We start from the raw sequence: 21,516 nt of genomic DNA, 5'->3' as shown, positions 1-21,516 counted from the left end.
TGCCTGGAAAAAGACCTCAGATGGTCAGTGTCCAGTCGTAGTCCACGATCAGCGGCGCGTGCTGCGAGAAACGTGGCTGGCGCGGCAGGCGTGCACTGCGCACGAACCGGCGCAGACCCGGGGTCAGCAACTGGTAGTCGAAACGCCAGCCCAGGTTGAGCATCTCAGCCTGTTCGTTGTCCGGCCACCAACTGTACTGGTCGCCTTCGCGGCTGACTTCCCGCAGGGCATCCACATAACCCATGTTGCCGACAATCTCGTCCATCCAGGCGCGTTCCGGCGCCAGGAAGCCCGGAGATTGCTGGCTGTCGCGCCAGTTCTTGATATCCAGCTTCTGTTGCGCCACGTACAGCGAGCCACAATAAATGTACTCGCGACGTTTGCGTCGCTGTTTATCCAGGTAACGGGCGAAATCGTCCATTAGCTTGAACTTCTGGTTCAAGTCTTCATCGCCGTTCTGCCCCGAAGGGAGCAGCAAGGTCGCGATGCTGACCTTATCGAAATCGGCTTGCAGGTAGCGCCCGTAGCGGTCGGCTGTCTCGAAGCCGAGGCCGCTGATGACCGCCTTGGGTTGCAACCGCGAATACAAAGCCACGCCACCTTGGGTGGGCACTTCGGCATCGCAGGCATAAAGGAAGTAGCCATCCAGTTGGAAGGCTGGGTCGTCCAGTTCAAAGGCGGAGGCACGGGTATCCTGCAGGCAGATGACGTCGGCATTCTGGGCTTGCAGCCAACTGAGCAAACCACGCTCGACTGCAGCCTGAATACCATTAACGTTCACACTGATGATCCGCATAAATGGCCCCAAAAATCGCGTGCGTGTATGATACACGCCGTCCACCCAATTAGCTAAATCCGTGGTATCTGAGGCTTTTTTCATGCAGGCGTATCAACGCGATTTCATTCGTTTTGCTATCGATCGCGGCGTTTTGCGCTTCGGTGAGTTCACTCTGAAGTCCGGGCGCACCAGCCCGTATTTCTTCAATGCAGGCTTGTTCAACTCGGGTTCGGCCCTGGCCCAACTGGGTCGTTTCTACGCGGCAGCCATCGTTGAAAGCGGTATTTCCTTCGACGTGCTGTTCGGCCCAGCCTACAAGGGTATCCCCCTGGCGGCGGCAACGGCCGTGGCTTTGGCTGAGCATCATGGCCAGGACCTGCCATGGTGTTTCAACCGCAAAGAGGCCAAGGCCCACGGTGAAGGCGGCAGCCTGGTCGGGGCTCCGCTCAAGGGCGACGTGCTGATCATCGACGACGTGATCACCGCTGGTACTGCAATTCGCGAAGTGATGCAGATCATCGCTTCCCAGGACGGCGCCAAGGCTGCCGGCGTGCTGATCGCGCTGAACCGTCAGGAGCGTGGCAACGGTGAATTGTCGGCGATCCAGGAAGTGGAACGCGATTTTGGCATTCCTGTAGTGAGCATCGTGTCGCTGAACCAGGTGCTGCAGTTCCTGGAAGATGACCCGCAGCTCAAGCAACATTTGCCGGCGGTGAAGGCGTATCGCGAGCAGTTCGGCGTTCAGTAATCACCGCCCAACAAAAAGCCTCACCCCTGTAGGAGCGAGCTTGCTCGCGAAGAACGTTAACGATGACGCGGCGCCTTCAGGTTTTTCGCGAGCAAGCTCGCTCCTACAGGAGGTGGGGCTTTTTTGATGCTTAAGGCCGCTTGCGGTTACTGATGAGCGTGCCCATGCCGGTATCCGTGAAGATCTCCAGCAGTACCGCATTCGGTACCCGGCCATCGATGATCAGCGAGCTGCCAACGCCGCCTTGCACCGCTTCCAGCGCGCAACGGATCTTCGGCAGCATGCCGCCGTAGATGGTGCCGTCGGCGATCAACTCGTCCACTTGTTGCGTGGTCAAGCCGGTCAATACCTTGCCTTCCTTGTCCATCAGGCCGGCGATGTTGGTGAGCAGCATCAGCTTTTCAGCTTTCAGCGCTTCGGCCACCTTGCCGGCCACCAGGTCGGCGTTGATGTTGTAGGACTCGCCATTGGCACCCACGCCGATCGGCGCGATCACCGGAATGAAGTCGCCTTTCACCAGCAGGTTCAGCAGGTCGGTGTTCACGCCAACCACTTCGCCCACTTGGCCGATATCGATGATTTCCGGCTGGGTCATTTCCGGCGTCTGACGGGTCACGGTCAGTTTTTTCGCGCGGATCAGCTCCGCGTCCTTGCCGGTCAGGCCGATGGCGCTGCCGCCATGACGGTTGATCAGGTTGACGATGTCTTTGTTGACCTGGCCGCCGAGGACCATCTCCACCACGTCCATGGTCTGCGCGTCAGTGACGCGCATGCCATCGATGAAGTGACTCTCGATCGACAAGCGCTTGAGCAGGTCGCCGATTTGCGGGCCGCCGCCGTGCACCACGACCGGGTTGATCCCCACGGCTTTCATCAACACGATGTCGCGGGCAAAGCCGGTTTTCAACTCGTCGCTTTCCATGGCATTGCCGCCGTACTTGATCACCAGCGTCTTGCCGACATAGCGTCGGATATAAGGCAACGCTTCGGACAGGACCTTGGCAGTGTTGGCAGCGGCTTCGCGTTCGAGGGTCATTCAGGGCTCCGGTAAAAAATCAGAACGGTAATTGGAGATCAGGGGCAACACGTTTCAACTGGGCGTGGAACACGTCCTTGATGCGCTGCAACTCAGCCTCGGTATCCGCCTCGAAACGCAGGACCAGCACCGGTGTGGTGTTGGACGCGCGAACCAGGCCCCAGCCTTTGGCGTAATCGACTCGCACACCATCAATGGTGGTCAGGTTGGCGCCTTCGCCCCATTGCGCATCGTGCAGTGCGTCAATGATGCTGAATTTGCTCTCCTCGGTCACATGGATATTGATCTCTGGCGTAGAAATATCGTTCGGGAAGGTCTGGAACAACTCTTCGGCGGTGGATTTTTCCTTGCTGAGGATCTCCAGCAGGCGCGCAGCGCTGTAAATCCCGTCGTCGAAGCCGAACCAACGCTCCTTGAAGAACACGTGGCCGCTCATTTCGCCGGCCAACAGCGCGCCGGTTTCCTTCATTTTCTTTTTGATCAACGAGTGACCGGTCTTCCACATTAGCGGGCGACCGCCATATTCCTTGATCAGCGGCGTGAGGCGGCGGGTGCACTTCACGTCGAAGATGATCTCGGCGTTGGCATTGCGTGCCACCACGTCGCGGGCAAACAGCATCAACAGGCGATCGGGGAACACGATCTCGCCGGTTTCGGTCACCACGCCGACGCGGTCGCCGTCGCCGTCGAAGGCCAGGCCGACGTCAGCCCCGGTTTCCTTGACCTTGGCGATCAGGTCCACCAGGTTCTCAGGCTTGCCCGGGTCTGGGTGGTGGTTGGGGAAGTTGCCGTCGACCTCGCAGAACAACGGGATCACTTCACAGTTCAGGGCTTCGAGCAGTTGCGGGGCGATCACGCCAGCCGCGCCGTTGCCGCAATCCACCACCACTTTGAGGCGGCGCGCGAGTTTGACGTCACGGGTGATTTCATCAGAGTAGCGTTGCAGGATGTCGACTTTGGTGATGGTGCCCTTGCCGCTGGTCAGATCGTTGTTTTTCAGGCGATCGTGCAGGGCCTGGATCTGTTCGTTGGCCAGGGTGTCGCCAGCGATGACGATCTTGAAACCGTTGTAGTCCGACGGGTTGTGGCTACCGGTGAGCATCACCCCGGACTTGCCGGCCAATACGTTGGCGGCGTAGTACAGCGCGGGCGTTGGCACCAGGCCCACGTCGCTGACATGGCAACCACTGTCGGCCAAGCCCTGGATCAGTTGCTCCACCAGCTCCGGGCCGGACAGGCGACCGTCACGGCCGACCGAAACGTTGGGTTCATCCTGGGCCAGGCTCTGGGAGCCGATGGCGCGGCCAATCCAGTAGGCGGTTTCGGCCGTCAGGGTCTTGGGCACCACGCCACGGATGTCATAGGCGCGAAAGATACTGTCGGGAAATGCTGGGGCTACGCGGGCTGCGGTACTCATCGCGGGGGGAAACTCCATCTGAAGGGGGCAAAGCTGGCCTTAATGTGGCTGACCGGCAGGCTCAAACTGAAGGGTATGACGGTGTTTTCGGCAGAGAGTTCGTGGTGCAAAAATGCCATCGGAGCGCTGGCTCCGTGTTTATGCTTGCGTAATGCTTTGATTTCTATAAGGAAATCTCGCTGATAAAATCCGCGCATTCTGCGTCCTGAAAAGCCTTGCGGTGGCGTCGGGCCGGGCAACAGCGCCCAGCCAGAATTAGCTTAGTCAGTGACTGCCGGAATGCCCAAAACCGCCTGCGCCGCGTTGGGTTTCATCAAACTCCTGTACCAGTTCGAAGTGCGCCTGCACCACCGGAACAAGTACCAACTGGGCAATGCGTTCGCCGACGGCGATGTTGAACGCGGTCTGGCCACGGTTCCAGCACGACACCATCAGTTCGCCCTGGTAGTCCGAGTCGATCAGGCCCACCAGGTTGCCCAGCACGATGCCGTGTTTGTGGCCCAGGCCGGAGCGCGGCAGGATCAGCGCTGCCAGGCCAGGGTCGCCCACGTAAATCGACAGGCCGGTCGGAATCAGAATGGTCTGGCCCGGCTCAAGGACGGTGTCTTGCTTGAGCATGGCGCGCAGGTCGAGGCCGGCGGAGCCTGGGGTGGCGTAGGCCGGCAGTGGGAATTCGTTGCCGATGCGTGGGTCGAGGATCTTGGCTTGCAAAGCGTGCATGGAAATTAAACCTGGTTCAGCCGTTGGGCGATAAAAGAGATCAGTTGGCGGGCAATCTTGCCCTTGCTGGTCTGGGCGAAAAGGGTGGCGTGCAAGTCGCGGTCGATCACGCTGCAGGCGTTTTCCTCGCTGTTGAAGCCGATGCTCGGGTTGGCGACATCGTTGGCAACGATCAGGTCGAGGTTTTTGTCTTTCAATTTGCGTGCGGCGTAGTCCAGCAAATGCTCGGTCTCGGCGGCGAAGCCGACGCTGAACGGACGGTCCGGGCGCGTGGCGATGGTGGCCAGGATGTCTGGGTTGCGCACCATTTGCAGGAGCAGGCCGTCGCCGCTTGTAGGGTCTTTCTTGAGTTTTTGCGGGGCGACCACTTCCGGGCGGTAGTCCGCAACCGCTGCCGAGGCGATGAACAGGTCGCACGGAATGGCCGCCTCACAGGCCGCCAGCATATCGCGGGCGCTGACTACGTCGATTCGCGTGACCCGATCCGGGGTCGGCAAATGCACCGGGCCGGTGATCAGGGTGACACGTGCGCCTGCCTCGACCGCCGCTTCAGCCAAGGCAAAGCCCATTTTTCCTGAGCTATGGTTGGTGATGTAGCGCACCGGGTCGATGTTTTCCTGGGTCGGGCCAGCGGTGATCAGCACGTGCTTGCCGGTCAGGGCCAGGTGCTGGAAACACTCGGCGGCGCACAGCGCCAGGTCGGTGGCTTCAAGCATGCGCCCCATGCCGACGTCGCCGCAGGCCTGGCTGCCAGACGCCGGGCCGAACACCTTGAGGCCACGGCTTTGCAGGAGCTGGGTGTTGGCCTGGGTCGCCGGGTCGCGCCACATGGCCTGGTTCATGGCCGGAGCGATGGCGACGGTGGCGTCGGTGGCCAGTACCAGGGTGGTCAGCAGGTCATCGGCAATGCCTTGGGCCAGGCGGGCGATCAGGTCGGCGGTGGCCGGGGCGATCAGCACCAGGTCGGCCCATTTGGCCAGCTCGATATGGCCCATGGCGGCTTCGGCTGCAGGGTCCAACAGGTCCAGGTGAACCGGGTGGCCGGAGAGCGCCTGCATGGTCAGTGGGGTGATGAACTCACTGCCACCGCGGGTCATGACCACGCGCACTTCGGCGCCTTGGTCCAGGAGCCTGCGAACCAGTTCTGCGCTCTTGTAGGCGGCAATGCCGCCGCCAACGCCGAGAACGATGCGTTTCCGATACAGACGCTGCATTGGTTTGCCTTTCCAGTTCAGTGATGCCAGTTCAGTGACGCCTGCGATGCCCCCTCCCCAGGGGAAATCACATGCAAAAAAGAGGGCCTACGATAACACAGCGTCCGCTGGGCAACAGCGGCGCACATGCCACGGCGCGTATGGAGAGGGAGGTGGAATGAGTATTCGCGATTGGCCGGTGGCAGAGCGGCCCCGGGAAAAGCTTTTGGAGGGGGGCGCGGCGAGCCTGTCGGATGCCGAACTGCTCGCGATATTCCTGCGTACCGGGGTATCCGGTCGCAGCGCGGTGGACCTGGCGCGCCACCTGTTGGCGCAATTTGGTGGTTTGCGCCCGTTGCTGGAGGCCAGCCAGGCGCTGTTCAGCCAGCAATTGGGGTTGGGGCCGGCGAAGTTCGCCCAGTTGCAGGCGGTGCTGGAAATGGCCCGTCGCCACATGGCCGAGCGCCTGCGCAAAGACTCGGTGCTGGAAAGCCCGGTGGCCGTGCGTGATTATCTCAAGGCGTTGTTGCGCCATGAGCCTCATGAGACCTTCGGGTGTCTGTTTCTCGATTCAAAGCACCGGGTGCTGGGTTTCGAGGCGTTGTCCCAGGGCACCATCGATGCGGCGATGGTCTACCCCCGGCAAGTGGTCAAGCGCGCCCTCGCGTACAACGCGGCGGCACTGATCCTGTGCCACAACCATCCTTCGGGCAGCCTTGAACCGAGTGCGGCTGATCGAAAATTGACCAAGCTGCTGCAAAAAGCCTTGGAAGTGGTGGATGTGCGGGTGCTGGATCACATCATCGTGGGGGATGGCGACCCGTTGTCGATGGCGGAGTATGGGTGGATGTAAGCCCGCCCCATCGGGGCGGGCCGGTGCTCAGGGCTTGACGCTGACCTTCGAGAAATCCTGGCGCCCGAACGGGCTCACTTGGTAGCCCTCGACACTCTTGCGGGCCAGGGCAAACGCGGTGGGGTGCGCGAGCGGCAACCACAGCGCCTGTTGCTGGATCTGCGCCTGAGCCTGCTGGTAGAGCTTGCTGCGCACGCCTTGCTCGCTGGTGGTTTTGCCGGCACTGATCAGCTTGTCCAATGCGGGGTCGCAGTAGCGCGCGAAGTTGGTGCCGGATTTCACCGCTGCGCAGGAGAACTGCGGGGTCAGGAAGTTATCCGGGTCGCCGTTGTCGCCGGCCCAGCCCATGAACAGCAGGTCGTGCTCGCCGGCCTTGGCGCGGCGGATCAGCTCGCCCCATTCGATCACGCGGATCTCGGCCTGGATGCCGACCTTGGCCAGGTCAGCCTGTAACAGCTGTGCGCCAAGGTTCGGATTAGGGTTCAGCAGGCTGCCGGTGGGACGGGTCCAGATAGTGGTCTTGAAACCGTCCTTGAGCCCGGCGCGGTCCAGCAGTGCCTTGGCCTTGGCGAGGTCCTGTGGATAACCCGGCAGTTCCTTGGCGTAGCTCCAGGTGTTAGGCGGGTAGGGGCCGTTGGCGGCTTCGGCGGTGCCTTCAAATACGGCCTTGAGGTAGCTGTTCTTGTCGAACGCCAGGTTGATCGCCTGGCGCACTTCCGGCTTGTCCAAGGGTGGGTGCTGGCTGTTGATAGCCACGAAGGCGGTCATGAAGGCCGCCGTTTTCTCCACTTTCAGCGCCGGGTCTTTTTCGGCTTCGCCCACATCCAGTGGCTTGGGTGACAGGGCAATCTGGCACTCGTCGCGATGCAATTTCTGCAGGCGCACGTTGGCGTCGGGAGTGATGGCGAAGATCAAGTTATCCACAGACGGTTTGCCGGCAAAGTAATCCGGGTTGGCCTTGTAGCGCACCACGGCATCTTTCTGGAACCGGCTGAAGATGAACGGCCCAGTGCCGATCGGCTGGCTGTTGAGCTTCTCCGGCGTGCCCGCCTTGAGCAATTTGTCGGCGTATTCCGCCGGGTAGATCGAGGCAAAACCCATGCTCAGGGCGGCGATGAAGGTGGAGTCGGCGTGATCCAGGGTGAAGCGCACGGTCAGCGGGTCGAGGGCGTCGATTTTCTTGACCAGCGTTGGCAGTTGCAACGATTGCGCATGGGGGAAGCCACTCTGGGCGATCTTGTGCCAGGGGTTGGCCGGGTCAAGCATGCGCTCGAAGCTGAAGCGCACGTCTTCGGCGGTCAGGGTGCGGCTGGGGGTGAAGTATTCGGTGCGGTGGAATTTCACATTCGGGTGCAGCTTGAAGGTATAGGTCAGGCCATCTGGTGAGACCTCCCAGCTGTCCGCCAGGCTAGGCACCAGTTTCCCGCTGGCCGCGTCGTAGTCCACCAGGCGGTTCATCAGCACATCGGCCGAGGCGTTGGTGGTGGTCAGCGAGTTGTATTGCACCACATCGAACCCTTCGGGGCTGGCCTCGGTGCAGACGCTCAAGTTACTGGCGGCAGAGGCCAGCGGCGCGATAAAGAGAGGGGCGAGCAATAGCGGTAGGGCAGCGAGGCGCATGTTCGGTTTCCTTTGCAGATCGAAGGCCCATCTGCGAGTGCAGTCTGGAAAAGTCCTACCGTAGTGGTCTGATTGGTAAATGACTAGCCCATTTTTGCCTGTGCTTTTGCCCCAAATGCTGTTTTGATGGCACCTCAGCGCGTTTTGCCGAGCACTGCATCGTGCGCGCGGGCGCTGTAAATCATTCTGTGCGACGAGCGGTCGGCTGTGACAGCGGCCCCTCCTGGCAACGGTTCAGGCGTCTGCCGCCAAGATTTACGCCAGTAAAAACACTCGGGCTGTTGTTGCACCTGGGTCTTTCTGGTATAAAGCAGCGCTCTTTTCTAGGGGCCCGGTTCCTTCGCTTGTAGGTGTAGCCGGTAAGACCCTAAAGAAACGCGGCGCCTGGCGCCAAATGACTGAGAGATTAAGCGGCCAACCCATGCCGGGTTGGGCATGTGGTTTTAGAGGGCTGAGGCATGTCGAGAGTCTGTCAAGTTACCGGTAAGGGTCCGGTGACTGGGAATAACATTTCCCACGCAAATAACAAAACCCGTCGTCGTTTCCTGCCGAACCTGCAGCATCACCGCTTCTGGGTTGAAGAAGAGAAACGTTTCGTCCGTCTGCGCGTATCTGCTAAAGGCATGCGCATCATCGACAAGCGTGGCATCACTGTCGTGCTGGCTGAATTGCGCCGCGCTGGCACAATCTAAGGAGCTATATCATGCGTGAATTGATTCGAATGATCTCTAGCGCCGGTACTGGTCACTTCTACACTACCGACAAGAACAAGCGTACTACCCCGGACAAGCTCGAAAAGAAAATGTTCGACCCGCGCGTTCGCAAGCACGTGATCTACAAAGAAGGCAAAATCAAGTAATTGATTTTCCTCCTTGTGAAAAAAAGCCCGTATCTCACGATCCGGGCTTTTTTTTGCCTGCGATTTGCCAGTCAGGCTTTCTGTTCGAACACCACGTAGATCTTGCGGCACGGCTCCAGCACTTCCCAGGTGCCGCTGAACCCGGCCGGGATCACGAAGCGGTCGCCGGCGCGCAGGGTCTTGGCGTTGCCATCGGCATCACGCAGTACTGAAACGCCCTGCACAATTTCGCAGTATTCATGCTCGGTGTAGTTGACCTTCCAGTGGCCGACTTCACCTTCCCACACACCTGCGCTCATCTGTCCGCAGGGGCTGTTGTAGTGGTTGTAGATCGTTTGCTGGGGATCACCCTTGAGGATTTTTTCGGCGGCAGGGCGGTAGCGCTCGGCGGCGGTCTTGGCTTGGCTGAAGTCGACGATGTCCTGGATGCTCATGTGCGTGTCCCGTCTGGCCTGCGGTTGGAGAGCCCAAAGTCTATGTTTATTAAAATGAACATCGCAAGGGCGTTTACCGGCGTTATGTCAAATATATTGAAACATCCCCAGCCGCTGGTTTAGGGTGGCAGCTGCCTTGCGCCGAACCATTGGCTGGCGGGCAAGAATTCTTTGAGGCTGCCGTGGGACATCCCCTGGCCCTTGTATTCAATAAGAGGAGGACACTCGCATGACCACCCTGACCCGTGCCGACTGGGAACAACGCGCCAAGGATCTGAAGATCGAAGGCCGCGCCTACATCAATGGCGAGTACACCGCCGCCGTTTCCGGTGACACCTTCGAATGCATCAGCCCGGTCGACGGCCGCCTGCTGGCCACCGTTGCCAGCTGTGACGTGGCCGACGCCCAGCGCGCCGTCGAAAACGCCCGCGCCACCTTCAATTCCGGTGTGTGGTCGCGCCTGGCGCCGGCCAAACGCAAATCCGCCATGCTGCGTTTCGCAGCATTGCTCAAGGCCAATGCCGAAGAGCTGGCGCTGCTCGAAACCCTGGACATGGGCAAGCCGATCAGCGACTCCCTGAACATTGACGTACCCGGCGCGGCGAATGCCCTGAGCTGGAGCGGCGAGGCCATCGACAAGATCTACGACGAAGTTGCCGCCACTCCGCACGACCAACTGGGTCTGGTGACTCGTGAGCCCGTTGGTGTGGTCGGCGCGATCGTGCCGTGGAACTTCCCGCTGATGATGGCCTGCTGGAAGCTTGGCCCGGCGCTGTCCACCGGTAACTCGGTGATCCTCAAGCCGTCCGAAAAATCCCCGCTGACTGCCATTCGCATCGCGGCCCTGGCCGTTGAAGCCGGTATTCCAAAAGGTGTGTTCAACGTGCTGCCAGGTTATGGCCACACGGTCGGCAACGCGCTGGCGCTGCACATGGACGTCGACACCCTGGTGTTCACCGGTTCGACCAAGATCGCCAAGCAACTGTTGATCCGCTCCGGCGAATCGAACATGAAGCGCGTGTGGCTGGAAGCCGGTGGCAAGAGCCCAAACATTGTGTTTGCCGATGCGCCCGACCTGCAAGCCGCCGCCGAATCCGCCGCCGGCGCCATCGCCTTCAACCAGGGCGAAGTCTGCACCGCCGGTTCGCGCCTGCTGGTCGAACGCTCCATCAAGGACACATTCCTGCCGCTGGTGATCGAAGCCCTCAAGGGCTGGAAGCCTGGCAACCCACTGGACCCAGCCACCAACGTCGGCGCACTGGTGGACACCCAGCAGATGAACACCGTGCTGTCCTACATCGAAGCCGGCCATGCCGATGGCGCCAAGTTGGTCGCCGGTGGCAAGCGCACGCTGGAAGAAACCGGCGGCACTTATGTGGAGCCGACGATTTTTGATGGCGTGACCAACGCCATGAAGATCGCCAAAGAAGAGATCTTTGGTCCGGTCCTGTCGGTGATCACCTTCGACAGCGCCGAAGAAGCGGTCGCCATTGCCAACGACACCATCTACGGCCTGGCCGCAGCGGTGTGGACGGCGGATATCTCCAAGGCACACCTCACCGCCAAAGCCCTGCGCGCCGGTAGTGTGTGGGTCAACCAGTACGATGGCGGCGACATGACCGCGCCGTTTGGTGGCTTCAAGCAATCGGGCAACGGTCGCGACAAGTCGCTGCACGCATTCGACAAGTACACCGAGCTGAAGGCGACCTGGATCAAGCTCTAAGCAACATCGCTGATCCCTGTAGGAGCGAGCGTGCTCGCGAAGAACTAGAAGGCGCCGCGTTTATCCAGGATAGGCGCGTCATCGTTAACGTTTTTCGCGAGCAAGCTCGCTCCTACAGTTCGTTTTGCACTCCCTGAAAATTATCCACAGGAGCGTGGACATGCGTTGGGCGACTTATTTCGCCGTCCTGGCCTCGGTACTCAGCGTCGGCCTGGCCCTGGGCGTCAGCATGCCGCTGGTGTCCCTGCGCCTCGAAAGCTGGGGCTACGGCAGTTTCGCCATCGGCGTGATGGCAGCCATGCCGGCCTTTGGCGTACTGCTCGGCGCGAAGGTCTCCAGCCGCATGGCCTCATGGCTGGGCACCGCCAACCTCATGCGCCTGTGCCTGTGGGCGGGCGCGGTGTCCATCGGCTTGCTGGCGATCCTGCCCAGTTACCCGGTCTGGCTGGTGCTGCGCCTGATGATCGGGGTGATTCTGACCATCGTGTTTATCCTCGGCGAAAGCTGGATCAACCAGTTGGTGGTGGAGCAGTGGCGCGGCCGGCTGGTGGCGCTGTATGGCTGCAGTTATGCCTTGAGCCAACTGTCAGGCCCGTTGCTGCTGGGCTTGATCGGCACCGATCATGACTACGGTTTCTGGGTCGGCGTGGGCTTGTTGGTGGTGGCGCCATTCCTGTTGCTGGGGCGATCCGGCGCGCCGACCGCCGAGTCCTTCAGCGTGACCTTCGCCGACCTGTGGCGCTTCTGCCTGAGCCTGCCGGCGATTGCCTGGGCGGTGGCGTTATTCGCCGCCTTCGAGGCGATGATTCTGACGTTGTTGCCGGTGTATTGCCTGCAACAAGGCTTTACCGCCGAGATCGCCCTGGCCATGGTCAGCACGGTGGTGGTCGGCGATGCACTGCTGCAGTTGCCCATCGGTGCGCTGGCCGACTACCTGCCGCGACGTACGCTGTTCCTGAGCTGTGCGGTGTTGTTGCTGGTGTCGAGCCTGGCGGTTCCGCTGTTGATGCACACACTGTTGATCTGGCCGATCTGGGTGTTGTTCGGCGCGAGTGCTGGAGGCTTGTTTACCCTGTCGTTGATCCTGATCGGCGAGCGCTACCGCGACGATGCGCTGGTGCGTGCCAATGCGCATGTGGCGCAGTTGTGGGGGATCGGTTGCCTGATCGGCCCACTGGTGGCGGGAGCCGGCAGCCAGTGGATCAGTGGGCATGCATTGCCGTTGCTGATGGCGGCCGGGGCGCTGGGGCTTGTGCTGTTGTTGCTGCGCCAGGGTGCATTTGGAGCGGCGCAGCCGGTGTAGGAGCGAGCTTGCTCGCGAAGAACTCAAGGACGCCGCGGTAAACCAGACGGCAGGCGTTATCGTTAACGTTTTTCGCGAGCGAGCTCGCTCCTACAACATGCGCTCCAGGCCGACGCTGGTGGCAAACCAGGCATTGAAGCGTCGCCACCAACTGCCCGGTTCGTGGGTCAGGGTGTGCAGTTGGCCATTATCTTCGGTCACCCACACCACTTGGCCATCCTGCAGTTTCGCCTCATAGCTCAAGGGCGGCGCCATGCCTTGCAGTGCCAGGTTGCGCACGTGCTCTGCCAGCTCTGGGCTATCGACCAGCACCCCGACTTCGGTGTTCCACAGCACCGAGCGCGGGTCGAAGTTGAATGAGCCGATAAACGACTTCTCCCGATCAAAGATCATCGCCTTGCTGTGCAGGCTCGAATCCGAACCGCGGAAGGTGCCCCGGCGAAACAAATGTGGGCCGCTGCCGCCACTGGGATCGCCCGGTTGGCGGCGCAGCTCATAGAGCTTCACGCCATGCTCCAGCAGCGCCTTGCGATAGGGTGCATAACCGCCGTGCACGGCAGGCACGTCGGTGGCTTCCAGGGAATTGGTCAGCAGGCTCACCGCCACGCCCGCATCGGCACGCCCGGTCAGGTACACCAGCCCCGGTTGCCCTGGCACGAAATAAGCCGAAATCATCATCAGCTCGTGATTGACGCCTTCCAGCTCCGGCGCCAGTTGGGTAGTGAGCAACAGGCGGGGATCCGGGTCGGCCTTGGCCAGCACCTTGCTCGGCGCGTCCCACAGCGCCTGGTTCCAGGCCCAGATCAGCTCACGGCGCCAGGTGTCCATACGCGGCTGGGTTTGGTAGGTGCGCAAGCGGTTGTACAGCGCGTGGTTCTGCTGGCGTGATTCGGCCAGGGACGCTTCCAGGCGCACGCGCGCAGCGGCCAAGTCGCCTTTGGAGGGCGTATTGGAGACGAAGTCATCAATCGGCTTGCTCAGCGCGCTGTTCCAGTACTGGTCGAAACTGTGACCCAGCTGTTCGGCCACCGGGCCCACGCTGAGCATGTCGATGTCGGTGAAGTTCAGGTTGGGTTCCGCGTCGAAATACTCATCCCCCAGGTTGCGCCCGCCGACGATGGCCACGCTGTTGTCCGCCAGCCACAACTTGTTGTGCATGCGCCGGTGTTGCAGCGAGAGGTTGAACAGCCGGCCCATGGCCCGCGTAACGCCTGTGCTGCGCCCTAGGTGTAACGGGTTGAACAGACGGATCTCGATCTTGGGATGGGCGGCAAGGGTGGCGATGATCTGGTCGAGGCCGTCGCTGGTGGTGTCGTCCAGCAGGATGCGCACGCGCACGCCGCGGTCGGCGGCCTTGAGCAGTTCGTCCACCAGCATGCGCGTGCTGATGCCGTCGTGCACGATGTAGTACTGCAGGTCGAGGCTGGTCTGGGCGTTGCGGATCAGCTCGGCGCGGGCCATGAACGCCTCGCTGCTGTTGGGCAGCAGGCGAAAGCCGGAGCGGCCTTGATAGGGCGCGGCCTGGGCCTGGATCGAGCGGCCGAACGACGATTGCGCGGCGGGCAGGGCGTCGCTGGGGATGCGCGGAGTACTCACCGTCGCGCAGCCGCCCAGAGCCAGGGCTCCCAACAGGAAAAACGGTAATAGCCGTTGAGTCATCAAGGGAGTTGCTTCCAGATCAGGGCGGTTGTCGGCATATGACGGCAAATTCCCGCGAAAGGTCAGTCGGCGGCCTCGGCCAGCATCTTGATGGCGGCAGCACCCACCTTGCGCACGGCTTCTTCAATCTGCGGCGTGGGCTTGGCACCGTAGTTCATGCGCAGGCAGTTCCGGTACTTGCCCGACGCCGAAAAGATGCTGCCGACGGCCACCTGTACGCCTTGTTCAATCAGGATTCGGTTGAGTTTCAGCGTATCGAAGCCTTCCGGCAGTTCGACCCAGAGCATGAAACTGCCTTGGGGGCGACTGGCGCGGGTGCCTGCTGGGAAATAACGGCTGACCCAGTCGATCATCAAGTCACGATTGCGCTGGTATTGGGTGCGCATCCGCCGCAAATGCGGTTCGAAGTGGCCACCTTTGAGGAATTCGGCAATGGCGATCTGCGGTTGTGTCGCGGTGCAGCCGGTGCTGATGTATTTCATGTGCAGCACCCGTTCCAGATAGCGACCCGGCGCGACCCAGCCGATGCGCAAACCCGGCGCCAGGGTTTTCGAAAACGAGCTGCACAACAAGACACGGCCATCCTCATCGAAGGACTTGATGGTGCGCGGGCGTGGGTAACTGTAGGCCAGCTCGCCATACACATCGTCCTCGATGATCGCCACGTCAAAGCGCTGGGCCAGGGTCAGCAGTGCTTTTTTACGTGCCTCGGGCATGATGTAGCCGAGGGGATTGTTGCAGTTGGGGGTCAGCTGGATGGCCTTGATCGGCCACTGTTCCAGCGCCAATTCCAGGGCTTCGAGGCTGATGCCGGTGATCGGGTCGGTGGGGATTTCCAGGGCTTTCATGCCCAGGCCCTTGAGGGTCTGCATGGCGCCGTGGAAGCTCGGCGAGTCCACCGCGACGATGTCGCCAGGCTCGCAGATCGCATGGATGCTGGCGGACAGCGCCTCATGGCAACCGGTGGTGATCACGATGTCCTCGGCCGTCAGTTGGCAGCCGGAATCCAGTGACAGTCGCGCGACCTGCTCGCGCAACTCCATACAGCCGAGGATGTTGTCGTAATACAGGCCCGGCAGATCCTGGCGGCGGCTTACGCGAGCAAGGCTACGCAGCAGCGGCTTCATGGTCGGCGACAATACGTCCGGCATGCCGCGCCCCATCTGTATGACATCTTTGCGCGGGACTGCGCGAACCAGCTCCAGTACCTGGTCCCACTGGGATATCTCCACAGGCCGCTGTGCCGGACGGCCAACTTCGGGCAGGGCTGGCAACTCGCGACCGACTGGCACGAAGTAGCCGGATTTCGGCTTCGGCATTGCCAGGCCGTTGTCTTCCAGCAAGCGATAGGCCTGTTGCACGGTGCTCAGGCTGACCCCGTGTTCCACGCTTAAAGCCCGTACAGAAGGCAGCCTGTCTCCAGGGCGATAGAAGCCCTGTTCGATACGGGTGCCCAGTAATTCGGCGAGGTTCATGTACAGGGTCATGGCGGTCGCTCCCGAGAAACCATTACAGATAGCCCGAAAATACAGGATTCAGCCGCCCATAGGCAGTATCTGTATGGATTTAATAAGGTCGGGTTGGATCTGTAATGGTTTTCGCCTTGCGCCCATCCTTGTCACTCAAGGCAACAAGGCAAATGAGGGGCAGAAAAATGAACGGCATGAGCGATGTGCGGCTGGCGCTACACGGTCAGGAACTGCAGGCAGGGCAAGAGCGGGCGACGGCGCCGCGCGATATCAGCCGCTGGGGTCTGTTCTGGCACCGTCGTCACACGCGCAAGGCATTGCTGCATCTGACCCGCGAACAACTGCGCGATGTCGGGTTGACCGCCGAACAGGCGCGCCAGGAAGGTCTGAAACCCTTCTGGCGCGACTGAATCACACCAGCTCTTTGAGGCGATGCCACAGCATCCCCAGGGCCAACAGCGGCGAGCGCAGGTGCTTGCCGCCGGGGAAGGTGATGTGCGGCACCTGGGCGAACAGGTCGAAGCGCCCCTGTTGCTGGCCACTGATAGCTTCGGCCAGCAACTTGCCCGCCAGGTGGGTGGCGTTGAGGCCATGGCCGGCGTAGGCCTGGGCGTAATACACGTTGGGTTGGTCGGCCAGGCGGCCAATCTGCGGCAAGCGGTTGGCGCCGATGCCGATCATGCCGCCCCATTGATAATCGATTTTAACGTCAGCCAATTGCGGGAAAACCTGGAGCATTTTCGGACGCATGTAGGCGCCGATGTCCTTCGGATCGCGCCCGGAGTAGTGACAGGCGCCGCCGAACAGCAGGCGACGGTCGGCGGACAGCCGGAAGTAATCCACGGTGACGCGTTGGTCGCACACCGCCATGTTTTGCGGCAGCAGGTGGGCGGCCTGCACTTCGCTCAACGGCTCGGTGGCGATGATGTAGCTGCCGGCGGGCAACACTTTGCCGCTCAGGTGTGGGTTGAGGCCATTGAGGTAAGCATTGCACGCCAGCACCAGGGTCTTGGCGCGCACGTTGCCCTGGGCGGTGTGCACGTTGACTTCGGGGCCGTAGTCGATACGGGTGACTTCAGACTGCTCGAACAGCTTCACGCCCAGTTGCTGCGCGGCGGCGGCTTCGCCAAGGGCCAGGTTCAGCGGGTGCAGGTGACCGGAACCCATATCGATCATGCCGCCCACGTAGCGCTCCGAACCGATTACGCTGCTCATCTGGTTAGCTTGCAGCAGGCGTACTTCGTGGCGGTAACCCAGGCCACGCAGCTCTTCGGCATCTTCGGCCAGGCCTTGCAGGTCGCGCGGCTTGTTGGCGAGGTCGCAGTAACCCCAGGTCAGGTCGCAGGGGATCTGGAAGCGTTCGACGCGCTCACGCACGATCTCCACGGCTTCCAGCCCCATCAGCTTCATCTGGCGCACGCCATCGGTGCCGATCACATTGGTGAACTGATCCAGGCCATGGCCGACGCCACGGATCAACTGACCGCCGTTACGTCCGCTGGCGCCCCAGGCGATCTTGCGTGCCTCCAGCAGCACCACGCTGAACCCCCGCTCGGCCAGCTCCAACGCCGTGTTCAGCCCGGAAAAACCGCCGCCCACCACGCACACATCGGCTGTCACTTCGCCTGTCAGCACCGGGTAATCGGGTTGCGGCACGCTGCTGGCGGCGTAATAGGAAGTGGTGTGCCGGGCGCTGGCAGTCATGGGGAGCCTCCCTGTTTGGAAAATTTGACGCAGGATACAGCGGTCGGATGAAGCTGTCTGCGCAGGGCGCTTTGCGGCAGAATCCACGCCTATTCGCCGTTCGGTATGTGTTTCGATGAGTTGCAACAGTCAGAAAATCAGCGCGCTGCGTCGTCAGATTCCTTCGTTCGAGTGCGTCCCCGGTTGCCACGACTGCTGTGGGCCGGTGACCACCTCGCCCGAGGAAATGTCGCGTCTGCCGCGCAAGACCGCCGCCGAGCAGGATGCGGCCATGGATGAACTGAACTGCGTGCACCTGGGGCCCAACGGCTGCACGGTCTACGACGAGCGGCCGTTGATCTGCCGGCTGTTCGGCACCACCAAGACCTTGCCGTGCCCGAATGGGCGGCGCCCGGTAGAGCTGATTCATCCGCGGGTGGAGAAACAGATCCATGAGTACATGGCGAGCACACGGCAGGTTTTGGTTTAGCCCGCTCTTCAGTCCGGGATCGGCAGGTTAAGGCTTTCCTTCACCTCTTCCATCACGATATAGCTCTTGGACTCCCTTACATGAGGCAGCTTGAGCAGGATATCCCCCAGCAGTTTGCGGTACGACGCCATCTCGGAAATCCGTGCCTTTACCAGGTAATCGAAGTCGCCTGAGACCAAGTGACACTCCAGCACATGGGGCAGTTTCAGCACCGCGCGGCGGAACTCCTCAAAGGTGTCGCCAGACTTGTAATCCAGGCTGATCTCGACAAATACCAGCAAACTGCCCTTCAAATGCTGCGGGTTGAGCCGCGCGTTGTAGCCCATGATGATCCCTTCACGCTCCAGCCGGCGCACGCGCTCGGTGCAGGGCGTAGTCGACAACCCAACCTTTTCCCCCAACTCCGTGAACGAAATACGCCCGTCGGTTTGCAGGATGCGCAGGATGTTGCGGTCGATCTTGTCCAGCTCCCGCTTGGTCTGGGTGTTGGTTCGCATAGGGGATACGCCTCTGTGAAAAGGGTTTTTGCCGAGAATTGTCGCCAAATATAGGCAGTTATATAGTGAAATGCACTGGCAATTGTTTTTTAAACTGCGCTCATCATTGCTCGAATAACACACGTCAGCGGCCATGCCCGCGATGAGGATATAAAAATGCGCGTTCTGGTCTTGGGTAGCGGCGTCATTGGTGTGACCAGTGCCTACTATTTGGCGCGGGCCGGCTTTGAAGTGGTGGTCGTCGACCGTCAGCCCGCCGCTGCCATGGAAACCAGTTTCGCCAACGCCGGCCAGGTGTCCCCAGGTTATGCGTCGCCATGGGCTGCGCCGGGCGTGCCGCTCAAGGCCATCAAATGGCTGTTGCAGCGCCACGCGCCGCTGGCGATCAAGGCCACCGCCGATATCGACCAATACCTGTGGATGGCGCAGATGCTGCGCAACTGCACCGCCAACCGTTATGCGGTGAACAAGGAGCGCATGGTGCGCCTGTCCGAGTACAGCCGCGACTGCCTCGACGAACTGCGCGCAGAAACCGGCATTGCCTACGAAGGCCGTAGCCTCGGCACGACCCAACTGTTCCGTACCCAGGCACAACTGGATGGCGCGGCCAAGGACATCGCCGTGCTGAAGGAGTCCGGCGTGCCGTTTGAAGTGCTCGACCGCGCCGGCATCGCCCGCGTTGAGCCGGCCCTGGCCAGCGTCACCGATATCCTCGCCGGTGCCCTGCGCCTGCCGAACGACCAGACTGGCGACTGTCAGATGTTCACCACCCGCCTGGTCGACATGTGCAAGCAACTGGGCGTGGAGTTCCGCTTCGAACAAGACATCCAGCGCCTCGACTACGCCGGTGACCGCATCAACGGCGTGTGGATCGATGGCAAGCTGGAAACCGCCGATCGCTACGTGCTGGCCCTTGGGAGTTACTCGCCGAAATTGCTCAAGCCGCTGGGGATCAAGGCGCCGGTGTACCCGCTCAAGGGTTACTCGTTGACCGTGCCAATCACCAACCCAGCGATGGCGCCGACTTCGACCATTCTCGACGAGACCTACAAGGTCGCGATCACCCGTTTCGACAACCGCATCCGTGTCGGTGGCATGGCTGAAATCGCTGGTTTTGACCTATCGCTGAATCCACGTCGGCGCGAAACCCTGGAGATGATCGTCAACGACCTTTATCCTCAGGGCGGCGATTTGACCGAAGCCAGTTTCTGGACCGGCTTGCGCCCGACCACCCCCGACGGCACGCCGATTGTCGGTGCCACGCCGTTCAAGAACCTGTTCCTGAATACCGGCCACGGCACCCTCGGTTGGACCATGGCCTGTGGCTCCGGCCGCTTGCTCGCCGACCTGATGGCGAAGAAAACCCCGCAGATCAGCGCCGAAGGCCTCGATATTTCCCGTTATGGCAACCACCAGGAGTCCGCACAACATGTCAATCCAGCGCCAGCTCACCAATGAGCGCATGAGCCAGATCGTTGTCCACAGCGGTACCGTGTATCTGGCCGGGCAAGTCGGCGACGACATGAACGCTGGGATTGAACAGCAGACCCGTGAAACCCTGGCCAATATCGAGCGTTTGCTCGACCTGGCCGGCACTGACAAGAGCAAGCTGCTGTCGGTGACGATCTACCTGAAAGACATCGACGCGGATTTCGCTGGCATGAATTCAGTGTGGGACAAGTGGCTGCCCAAGGGTGTTGCACCTGCCCGCGCCACGGTTGAAGCCAAGCTGTGCGAACCGGAAATCCTGGTAGAGCTGTCCGTCGTGGCGGCCCTGCCTTAAACAACGATCCCTCTCCCGGTGCCGATGCTGTTGGTCGGTGCCGGTTTTTCTTCACTCTGCCGCCTAGAAGCCTGCCGCCATGCGTCCTGCCCGTGCCTTGATCGACCTCCAAGCCCTGCGCCACAACTACCAATTGGCCCGTGAAGTCACGGGGGCCAAGGCCCTTGCCGTGATCAAGGCCGATGCCTACGGACATGGCGCCGTGCGCGTGGCCCAGGCGCTGGAAGGCGAAGCAGATGGGTTTGCCGTGGCGTGTATCGAGGAAGCCCTGGAGCTGCGTGCCGCCGGAATTCGTGCGCCGGTGCTGTTGCTGGAAGGTTTTTTTGAAGCCGACGAGCTGCCGCTGATCATCGAGCATGACTTCTGGTGCGTGGTGCATTCGCTGTGGCAGTTGGATGCGATCGAACAGGCCAAGCTGAGCAAGCCGCTGACTATCTGGCTCAAACTCGATTCCGGCATGCACCGCGTTGGCCTGCATCCGAAGGATTATCACGAGGCGTACCAACGCCTGCTGGCCAGTGGCAAAGTCGCCAAGATCGTGTTGATGAGCCACTTCGCGCGCGCCGATGAACTCGACTGTGTGCGCAGCGATGAACAGTTAGCGGTGTTCGAGGCGGCGCGCCAGGGCTTGTCGGCTGAGGTCAGCCTGCGCAATTCGCCATCGGTGATGGGCTGGCCAAATGTGTCCAGCGACTGGGTGCGCCCCGGCATCATGCTTTACGGTGCCACGCCGTTTGGCGAAGACCAGGCCGTGGCGGCCCGTTTGCAGCCCGTAATGACCCTGGAATCCAAGGTGATCTGCGTGCGTGAACTGCCGGCTGGTGAGCCGGTGGGTTACGGCGCCAAATTCATCACGCCCAAGCCGATGCGCGTCGGCGTGGTTGCCATGGGTTATGCCGATGGCTACCCGCGTCACGCGCCGACCGGCACGCCGGTGTTGGTGGCGGGGCAGCGCAGCCAACTGTTGGGGCGTGTGTCGATGGACATGCTGTGCATCGACCTGACGGACGTGCCGCAGGCCGGGCTCGGTTCCACCGTGGAACTGTGGGGTAAAAACATCCTTGCCAGTGATGTCGCGGTGGCCGCCGAGACCATTCCCTACCAACTGTTCTGCAACCTGCGCCGCGTGCCAAGGCTCTATTCCGGCGCTTGATCGTCCGGTACGAACACAACCGCCCGGGATTTAGGCCCAAGTGTTGTAAATACTGAACGCTGTCGCCATGATAACGCTCAATTACAACAAAGCCTGAA

21 protein-coding genes and 1 pseudogene are annotated in these 21,516 nt (G+C 61.2%); 11 read left to right on the top strand and 11 right to left on the bottom strand.

Annotation, left to right across the window (positions count from 1 at the left end):
* Positions 1–16: 16 nt before the first annotated feature.
* Entirely contained in the window at positions 17–796 is a 780-nt protein-coding gene (locus CI807_RS05660; RefSeq protein WP_003195493.1) for an exodeoxyribonuclease III, read from the bottom strand.
* A gap of 82 nt (positions 797–878) precedes the next feature.
* On the opposite strand from CI807_RS05660, the gene pyrE reads away from it, so the two are divergent.
* A complete protein-coding gene (gene pyrE / locus CI807_RS05655) occupies positions 879–1,526 on the top strand; it encodes an orotate phosphoribosyltransferase (protein WP_092241670.1) in 648 nt (215 codons plus the stop codon).
* Positions 1,527–1,656: 130 nt separating this feature from the next.
* Here pyrE and argB read toward each other — a convergent pair whose 3' ends face one another.
* From argB to coaBC, 4 genes and pseudogenes are all read right to left on the bottom strand, one after another.
* Positions 1,657–2,562, bottom strand: a complete 906-nt coding sequence (gene argB, locus CI807_RS05650; RefSeq protein ID WP_016975925.1) for an acetylglutamate kinase — start codon at positions 2,560–2,562, stop codon at positions 1,657–1,659.
* A 19-nt stretch (positions 2,563–2,581) separates the two neighbouring features.
* Positions 2,582–4,003, bottom strand: a pseudogene (locus tag CI807_RS05645) (phosphomannomutase/phosphoglucomutase); the annotation flags it as partial.
* Between the two features lie 240 nt (positions 4,004–4,243).
* Positions 4,244–4,699, bottom strand: a complete 456-nt coding sequence (gene dut / locus CI807_RS05635) for a dUTP diphosphatase (RefSeq protein ID WP_095013997.1) — start codon at positions 4,697–4,699, stop codon at positions 4,244–4,246.
* A 5-nt stretch (positions 4,700–4,704) separates the two neighbouring features.
* Complete coding sequence (coaBC, locus tag CI807_RS05630; RefSeq protein WP_016970585.1) at positions 4,705–5,913, bottom strand: bifunctional phosphopantothenoylcysteine decarboxylase/phosphopantothenate--cysteine ligase CoaBC; 1,209 nt, start codon at positions 5,911–5,913, stop codon at positions 4,705–4,707.
* Between the two features lie 157 nt (positions 5,914–6,070).
* Between coaBC and radC the strand changes: the two genes are divergently transcribed.
* A complete protein-coding gene (gene radC, locus CI807_RS05625; protein WP_095013996.1) occupies positions 6,071–6,745 on the top strand; it encodes a DNA repair protein RadC in 675 nt (224 codons plus the stop codon).
* Between the two features lie 27 nt (positions 6,746–6,772).
* On the opposite strand, the gene CI807_RS05620 is transcribed toward radC, so the two are convergent.
* Positions 6,773–8,365: an ABC transporter substrate-binding protein gene (locus CI807_RS05620; RefSeq protein WP_095013995.1), complete on the bottom strand. Its 1,593-nt coding sequence runs from the start codon at positions 8,363–8,365 to the stop codon at positions 6,773–6,775.
* Between the two features lie 458 nt (positions 8,366–8,823).
* Between CI807_RS05620 and rpmB the strand changes: the two genes are divergently transcribed.
* Positions 8,824–9,057: a 50S ribosomal protein L28 gene (rpmB, locus tag CI807_RS05615; RefSeq protein ID WP_010207494.1), complete on the top strand. Its 234-nt coding sequence runs from the start codon at positions 8,824–8,826 to the stop codon at positions 9,055–9,057.
* 11 nt (positions 9,058–9,068) lie between these two features.
* A complete protein-coding gene (gene rpmG / locus CI807_RS05610) occupies positions 9,069–9,224 on the top strand; it encodes a 50S ribosomal protein L33 (protein ID WP_003176906.1) in 156 nt (51 codons plus the stop codon).
* 71 nt (positions 9,225–9,295) lie between these two features.
* On the opposite strand, the gene CI807_RS05605 is transcribed toward rpmG, so the two are convergent.
* Positions 9,296–9,658, bottom strand: a complete 363-nt coding sequence (locus CI807_RS05605) for a cupin domain-containing protein (protein ID WP_095013994.1) — start codon at positions 9,656–9,658, stop codon at positions 9,296–9,298.
* Positions 9,659–9,887: 229 nt separating this feature from the next.
* Between CI807_RS05605 and CI807_RS05600 the strand changes: the two genes are divergently transcribed.
* Together CI807_RS05600 and CI807_RS05595 are read left to right on the top strand one after the other, a co-directional pair.
* Positions 9,888–11,381 carry an aldehyde dehydrogenase gene (locus CI807_RS05600; protein ID WP_095013993.1) on the top strand — a complete coding sequence of 498 codons (1,494 nt, stop codon included), beginning with the start codon at positions 9,888–9,890 and terminating at the stop codon, positions 11,379–11,381.
* A gap of 160 nt (positions 11,382–11,541) precedes the next feature.
* Positions 11,542–12,684 carry an MFS transporter gene (locus CI807_RS05595; RefSeq protein WP_095013992.1) on the top strand — a complete coding sequence of 381 codons (1,143 nt, stop codon included), beginning with the start codon at positions 11,542–11,544 and terminating at the stop codon, positions 12,682–12,684.
* A 90-nt stretch (positions 12,685–12,774) separates the two neighbouring features.
* Here the strand turns inward: CI807_RS05595 and CI807_RS05585 are convergent, their stop codons facing one another.
* Both CI807_RS05585 and CI807_RS05580 read right to left on the bottom strand, forming a co-directional pair.
* On the bottom strand, positions 12,775–14,343 hold the full coding sequence (locus tag CI807_RS05585) for a phospholipase D family protein (protein WP_095013990.1): 1,569 nt from the start codon (positions 14,341–14,343) through the stop codon (positions 12,775–12,777).
* A gap of 62 nt (positions 14,344–14,405) precedes the next feature.
* On the bottom strand, positions 14,406–15,830 hold the full coding sequence (locus CI807_RS05580; protein ID WP_095013989.1) for a PLP-dependent aminotransferase family protein: 1,425 nt from the start codon (positions 15,828–15,830) through the stop codon (positions 14,406–14,408).
* A 167-nt stretch (positions 15,831–15,997) separates the two neighbouring features.
* Here CI807_RS05580 and CI807_RS05575 point away from each other — a divergent pair, with 167 nt between their 5' ends.
* Positions 15,998–16,222, top strand: coding sequence for a DUF1127 domain-containing protein (locus tag CI807_RS05575; protein ID WP_016975915.1), 225 nt, complete (start codon positions 15,998–16,000; stop codon positions 16,220–16,222).
* 1 nt (position 16,223) lies between these two features.
* Here CI807_RS05575 and CI807_RS05570 read toward each other — a convergent pair whose 3' ends face one another.
* On the bottom strand, positions 16,224–17,516 hold the full coding sequence (locus CI807_RS05570; protein ID WP_095013988.1) for an FAD-binding oxidoreductase: 1,293 nt from the start codon (positions 17,514–17,516) through the stop codon (positions 16,224–16,226).
* A 115-nt stretch (positions 17,517–17,631) separates the two neighbouring features.
* On the opposite strand from CI807_RS05570, the gene CI807_RS05565 reads away from it, so the two are divergent.
* The gene (locus CI807_RS05565; protein WP_016975913.1) at positions 17,632–17,985 is read left to right on the top strand and encodes a YkgJ family cysteine cluster protein; all 354 of its coding nucleotides are present in this window, start codon (positions 17,632–17,634) and stop codon (positions 17,983–17,985) included.
* Positions 17,986–17,993: 8 nt separating this feature from the next.
* Here CI807_RS05565 and CI807_RS05560 read toward each other — a convergent pair whose 3' ends face one another.
* Positions 17,994–18,482, bottom strand: a complete 489-nt coding sequence (locus CI807_RS05560) for an Lrp/AsnC ligand binding domain-containing protein (protein WP_003176896.1) — start codon at positions 18,480–18,482, stop codon at positions 17,994–17,996.
* 156 nt (positions 18,483–18,638) lie between these two features.
* Here CI807_RS05560 and dadA point away from each other — a divergent pair, with 156 nt between their 5' ends.
* The 3 genes from dadA (at position 18,639) to alr (ending at position 21,418) form a co-directional block, all read left to right on the top strand.
* Complete coding sequence (gene dadA / locus CI807_RS05555) at positions 18,639–19,940, top strand: D-amino acid dehydrogenase (protein ID WP_016975912.1); 1,302 nt, start codon at positions 18,639–18,641, stop codon at positions 19,938–19,940.
* On the top strand, positions 19,912–20,265 hold the full coding sequence (locus CI807_RS05550; RefSeq protein WP_038843532.1) for a RidA family protein: 354 nt from the start codon (positions 19,912–19,914) through the stop codon (positions 20,263–20,265). The genes dadA and CI807_RS05550 overlap by 29 nt, the downstream gene beginning before the upstream one ends.
* A gap of 79 nt (positions 20,266–20,344) precedes the next feature.
* Complete coding sequence (gene alr / locus CI807_RS05545; RefSeq protein WP_095013987.1) at positions 20,345–21,418, top strand: alanine racemase; 1,074 nt, start codon at positions 20,345–20,347, stop codon at positions 21,416–21,418.
* Positions 21,419–21,516: the final 98 nt, after the last annotated feature.

Source organism: Pseudomonas sp. NS1(2017) (genome assembly GCF_002269425.1).
GTDB lineage: Bacteria > Pseudomonadota > Gammaproteobacteria > Pseudomonadales > Pseudomonadaceae > Aquipseudomonas > Aquipseudomonas reactans.
Note: the sequence above shows the minus strand (reverse complement) of the source record. Positions and strands in the feature narration are given on the sequence as shown.

Excerpts from the sequence above, each read along its gene's own strand:
- CI807_RS05560 (WP_003176896.1), bottom strand. The coding sequence starts at position 18,482 with ATGCGAACCAACACCCAGACCAAGCGGGAGCTGGACAAGATCGACCGC.
- CI807_RS05620 (WP_095013995.1), bottom strand. The coding sequence starts at position 8,365 with ATGCGCCTCGCTGCCCTACCGCTATTGCTCGCCCCTCTCTTTATCGCG.
- CI807_RS05595 (WP_095013992.1), top strand. The coding sequence starts at position 11,542 with ATGCGTTGGGCGACTTATTTCGCCGTCCTGGCCTCGGTACTCAGCGTC.
- CI807_RS05600 (WP_095013993.1), top strand. The coding sequence starts at position 9,888 with ATGACCACCCTGACCCGTGCCGACTGGGAACAACGCGCCAAGGATCTG.
- pyrE (WP_092241670.1), top strand. The coding sequence starts at position 879 with ATGCAGGCGTATCAACGCGATTTCATTCGTTTTGCTATCGATCGCGGC.
- CI807_RS05605 (WP_095013994.1), bottom strand. The coding sequence starts at position 9,658 with ATGAGCATCCAGGACATCGTCGACTTCAGCCAAGCCAAGACCGCCGCC.
- alr (WP_095013987.1), top strand. The coding sequence starts at position 20,345 with ATGCGTCCTGCCCGTGCCTTGATCGACCTCCAAGCCCTGCGCCACAAC.
- CI807_RS05550 (WP_038843532.1), top strand. The coding sequence starts at position 19,912 with ATGTCAATCCAGCGCCAGCTCACCAATGAGCGCATGAGCCAGATCGTT.
- radC (WP_095013996.1), top strand. The coding sequence starts at position 6,071 with ATGAGTATTCGCGATTGGCCGGTGGCAGAGCGGCCCCGGGAAAAGCTT.
- CI807_RS05585 (WP_095013990.1), bottom strand. The coding sequence starts at position 14,343 with ATGACTCAACGGCTATTACCGTTTTTCCTGTTGGGAGCCCTGGCTCTG.
- coaBC (WP_016970585.1), bottom strand. The coding sequence starts at position 5,913 with ATGCAGCGTCTGTATCGGAAACGCATCGTTCTCGGCGTTGGCGGCGGC.
- rpmG (WP_003176906.1), top strand. The coding sequence starts at position 9,069 with ATGCGTGAATTGATTCGAATGATCTCTAGCGCCGGTACTGGTCACTTC.
- CI807_RS05575 (WP_016975915.1), top strand. The coding sequence starts at position 15,998 with ATGAACGGCATGAGCGATGTGCGGCTGGCGCTACACGGTCAGGAACTG.
- argB (WP_016975925.1), bottom strand. The coding sequence starts at position 2,562 with ATGACCCTCGAACGCGAAGCCGCTGCCAACACTGCCAAGGTCCTGTCC.
- CI807_RS05565 (WP_016975913.1), top strand. The coding sequence starts at position 17,632 with ATGAGTTGCAACAGTCAGAAAATCAGCGCGCTGCGTCGTCAGATTCCT.
- rpmB (WP_010207494.1), top strand. The coding sequence starts at position 8,824 with ATGTCGAGAGTCTGTCAAGTTACCGGTAAGGGTCCGGTGACTGGGAAT.
- CI807_RS05570 (WP_095013988.1), bottom strand. The coding sequence starts at position 17,516 with ATGACTGCCAGCGCCCGGCACACCACTTCCTATTACGCCGCCAGCAGC.
- dut (WP_095013997.1), bottom strand. The coding sequence starts at position 4,699 with ATGCACGCTTTGCAAGCCAAGATCCTCGACCCACGCATCGGCAACGAA.
- CI807_RS05580 (WP_095013989.1), bottom strand. The coding sequence starts at position 15,830 with ATGACCCTGTACATGAACCTCGCCGAATTACTGGGCACCCGTATCGAA.
- dadA (WP_016975912.1), top strand. The coding sequence starts at position 18,639 with ATGCGCGTTCTGGTCTTGGGTAGCGGCGTCATTGGTGTGACCAGTGCC.
- CI807_RS05660 (WP_003195493.1), bottom strand. The coding sequence starts at position 796 with ATGCGGATCATCAGTGTGAACGTTAATGGTATTCAGGCTGCAGTCGAG.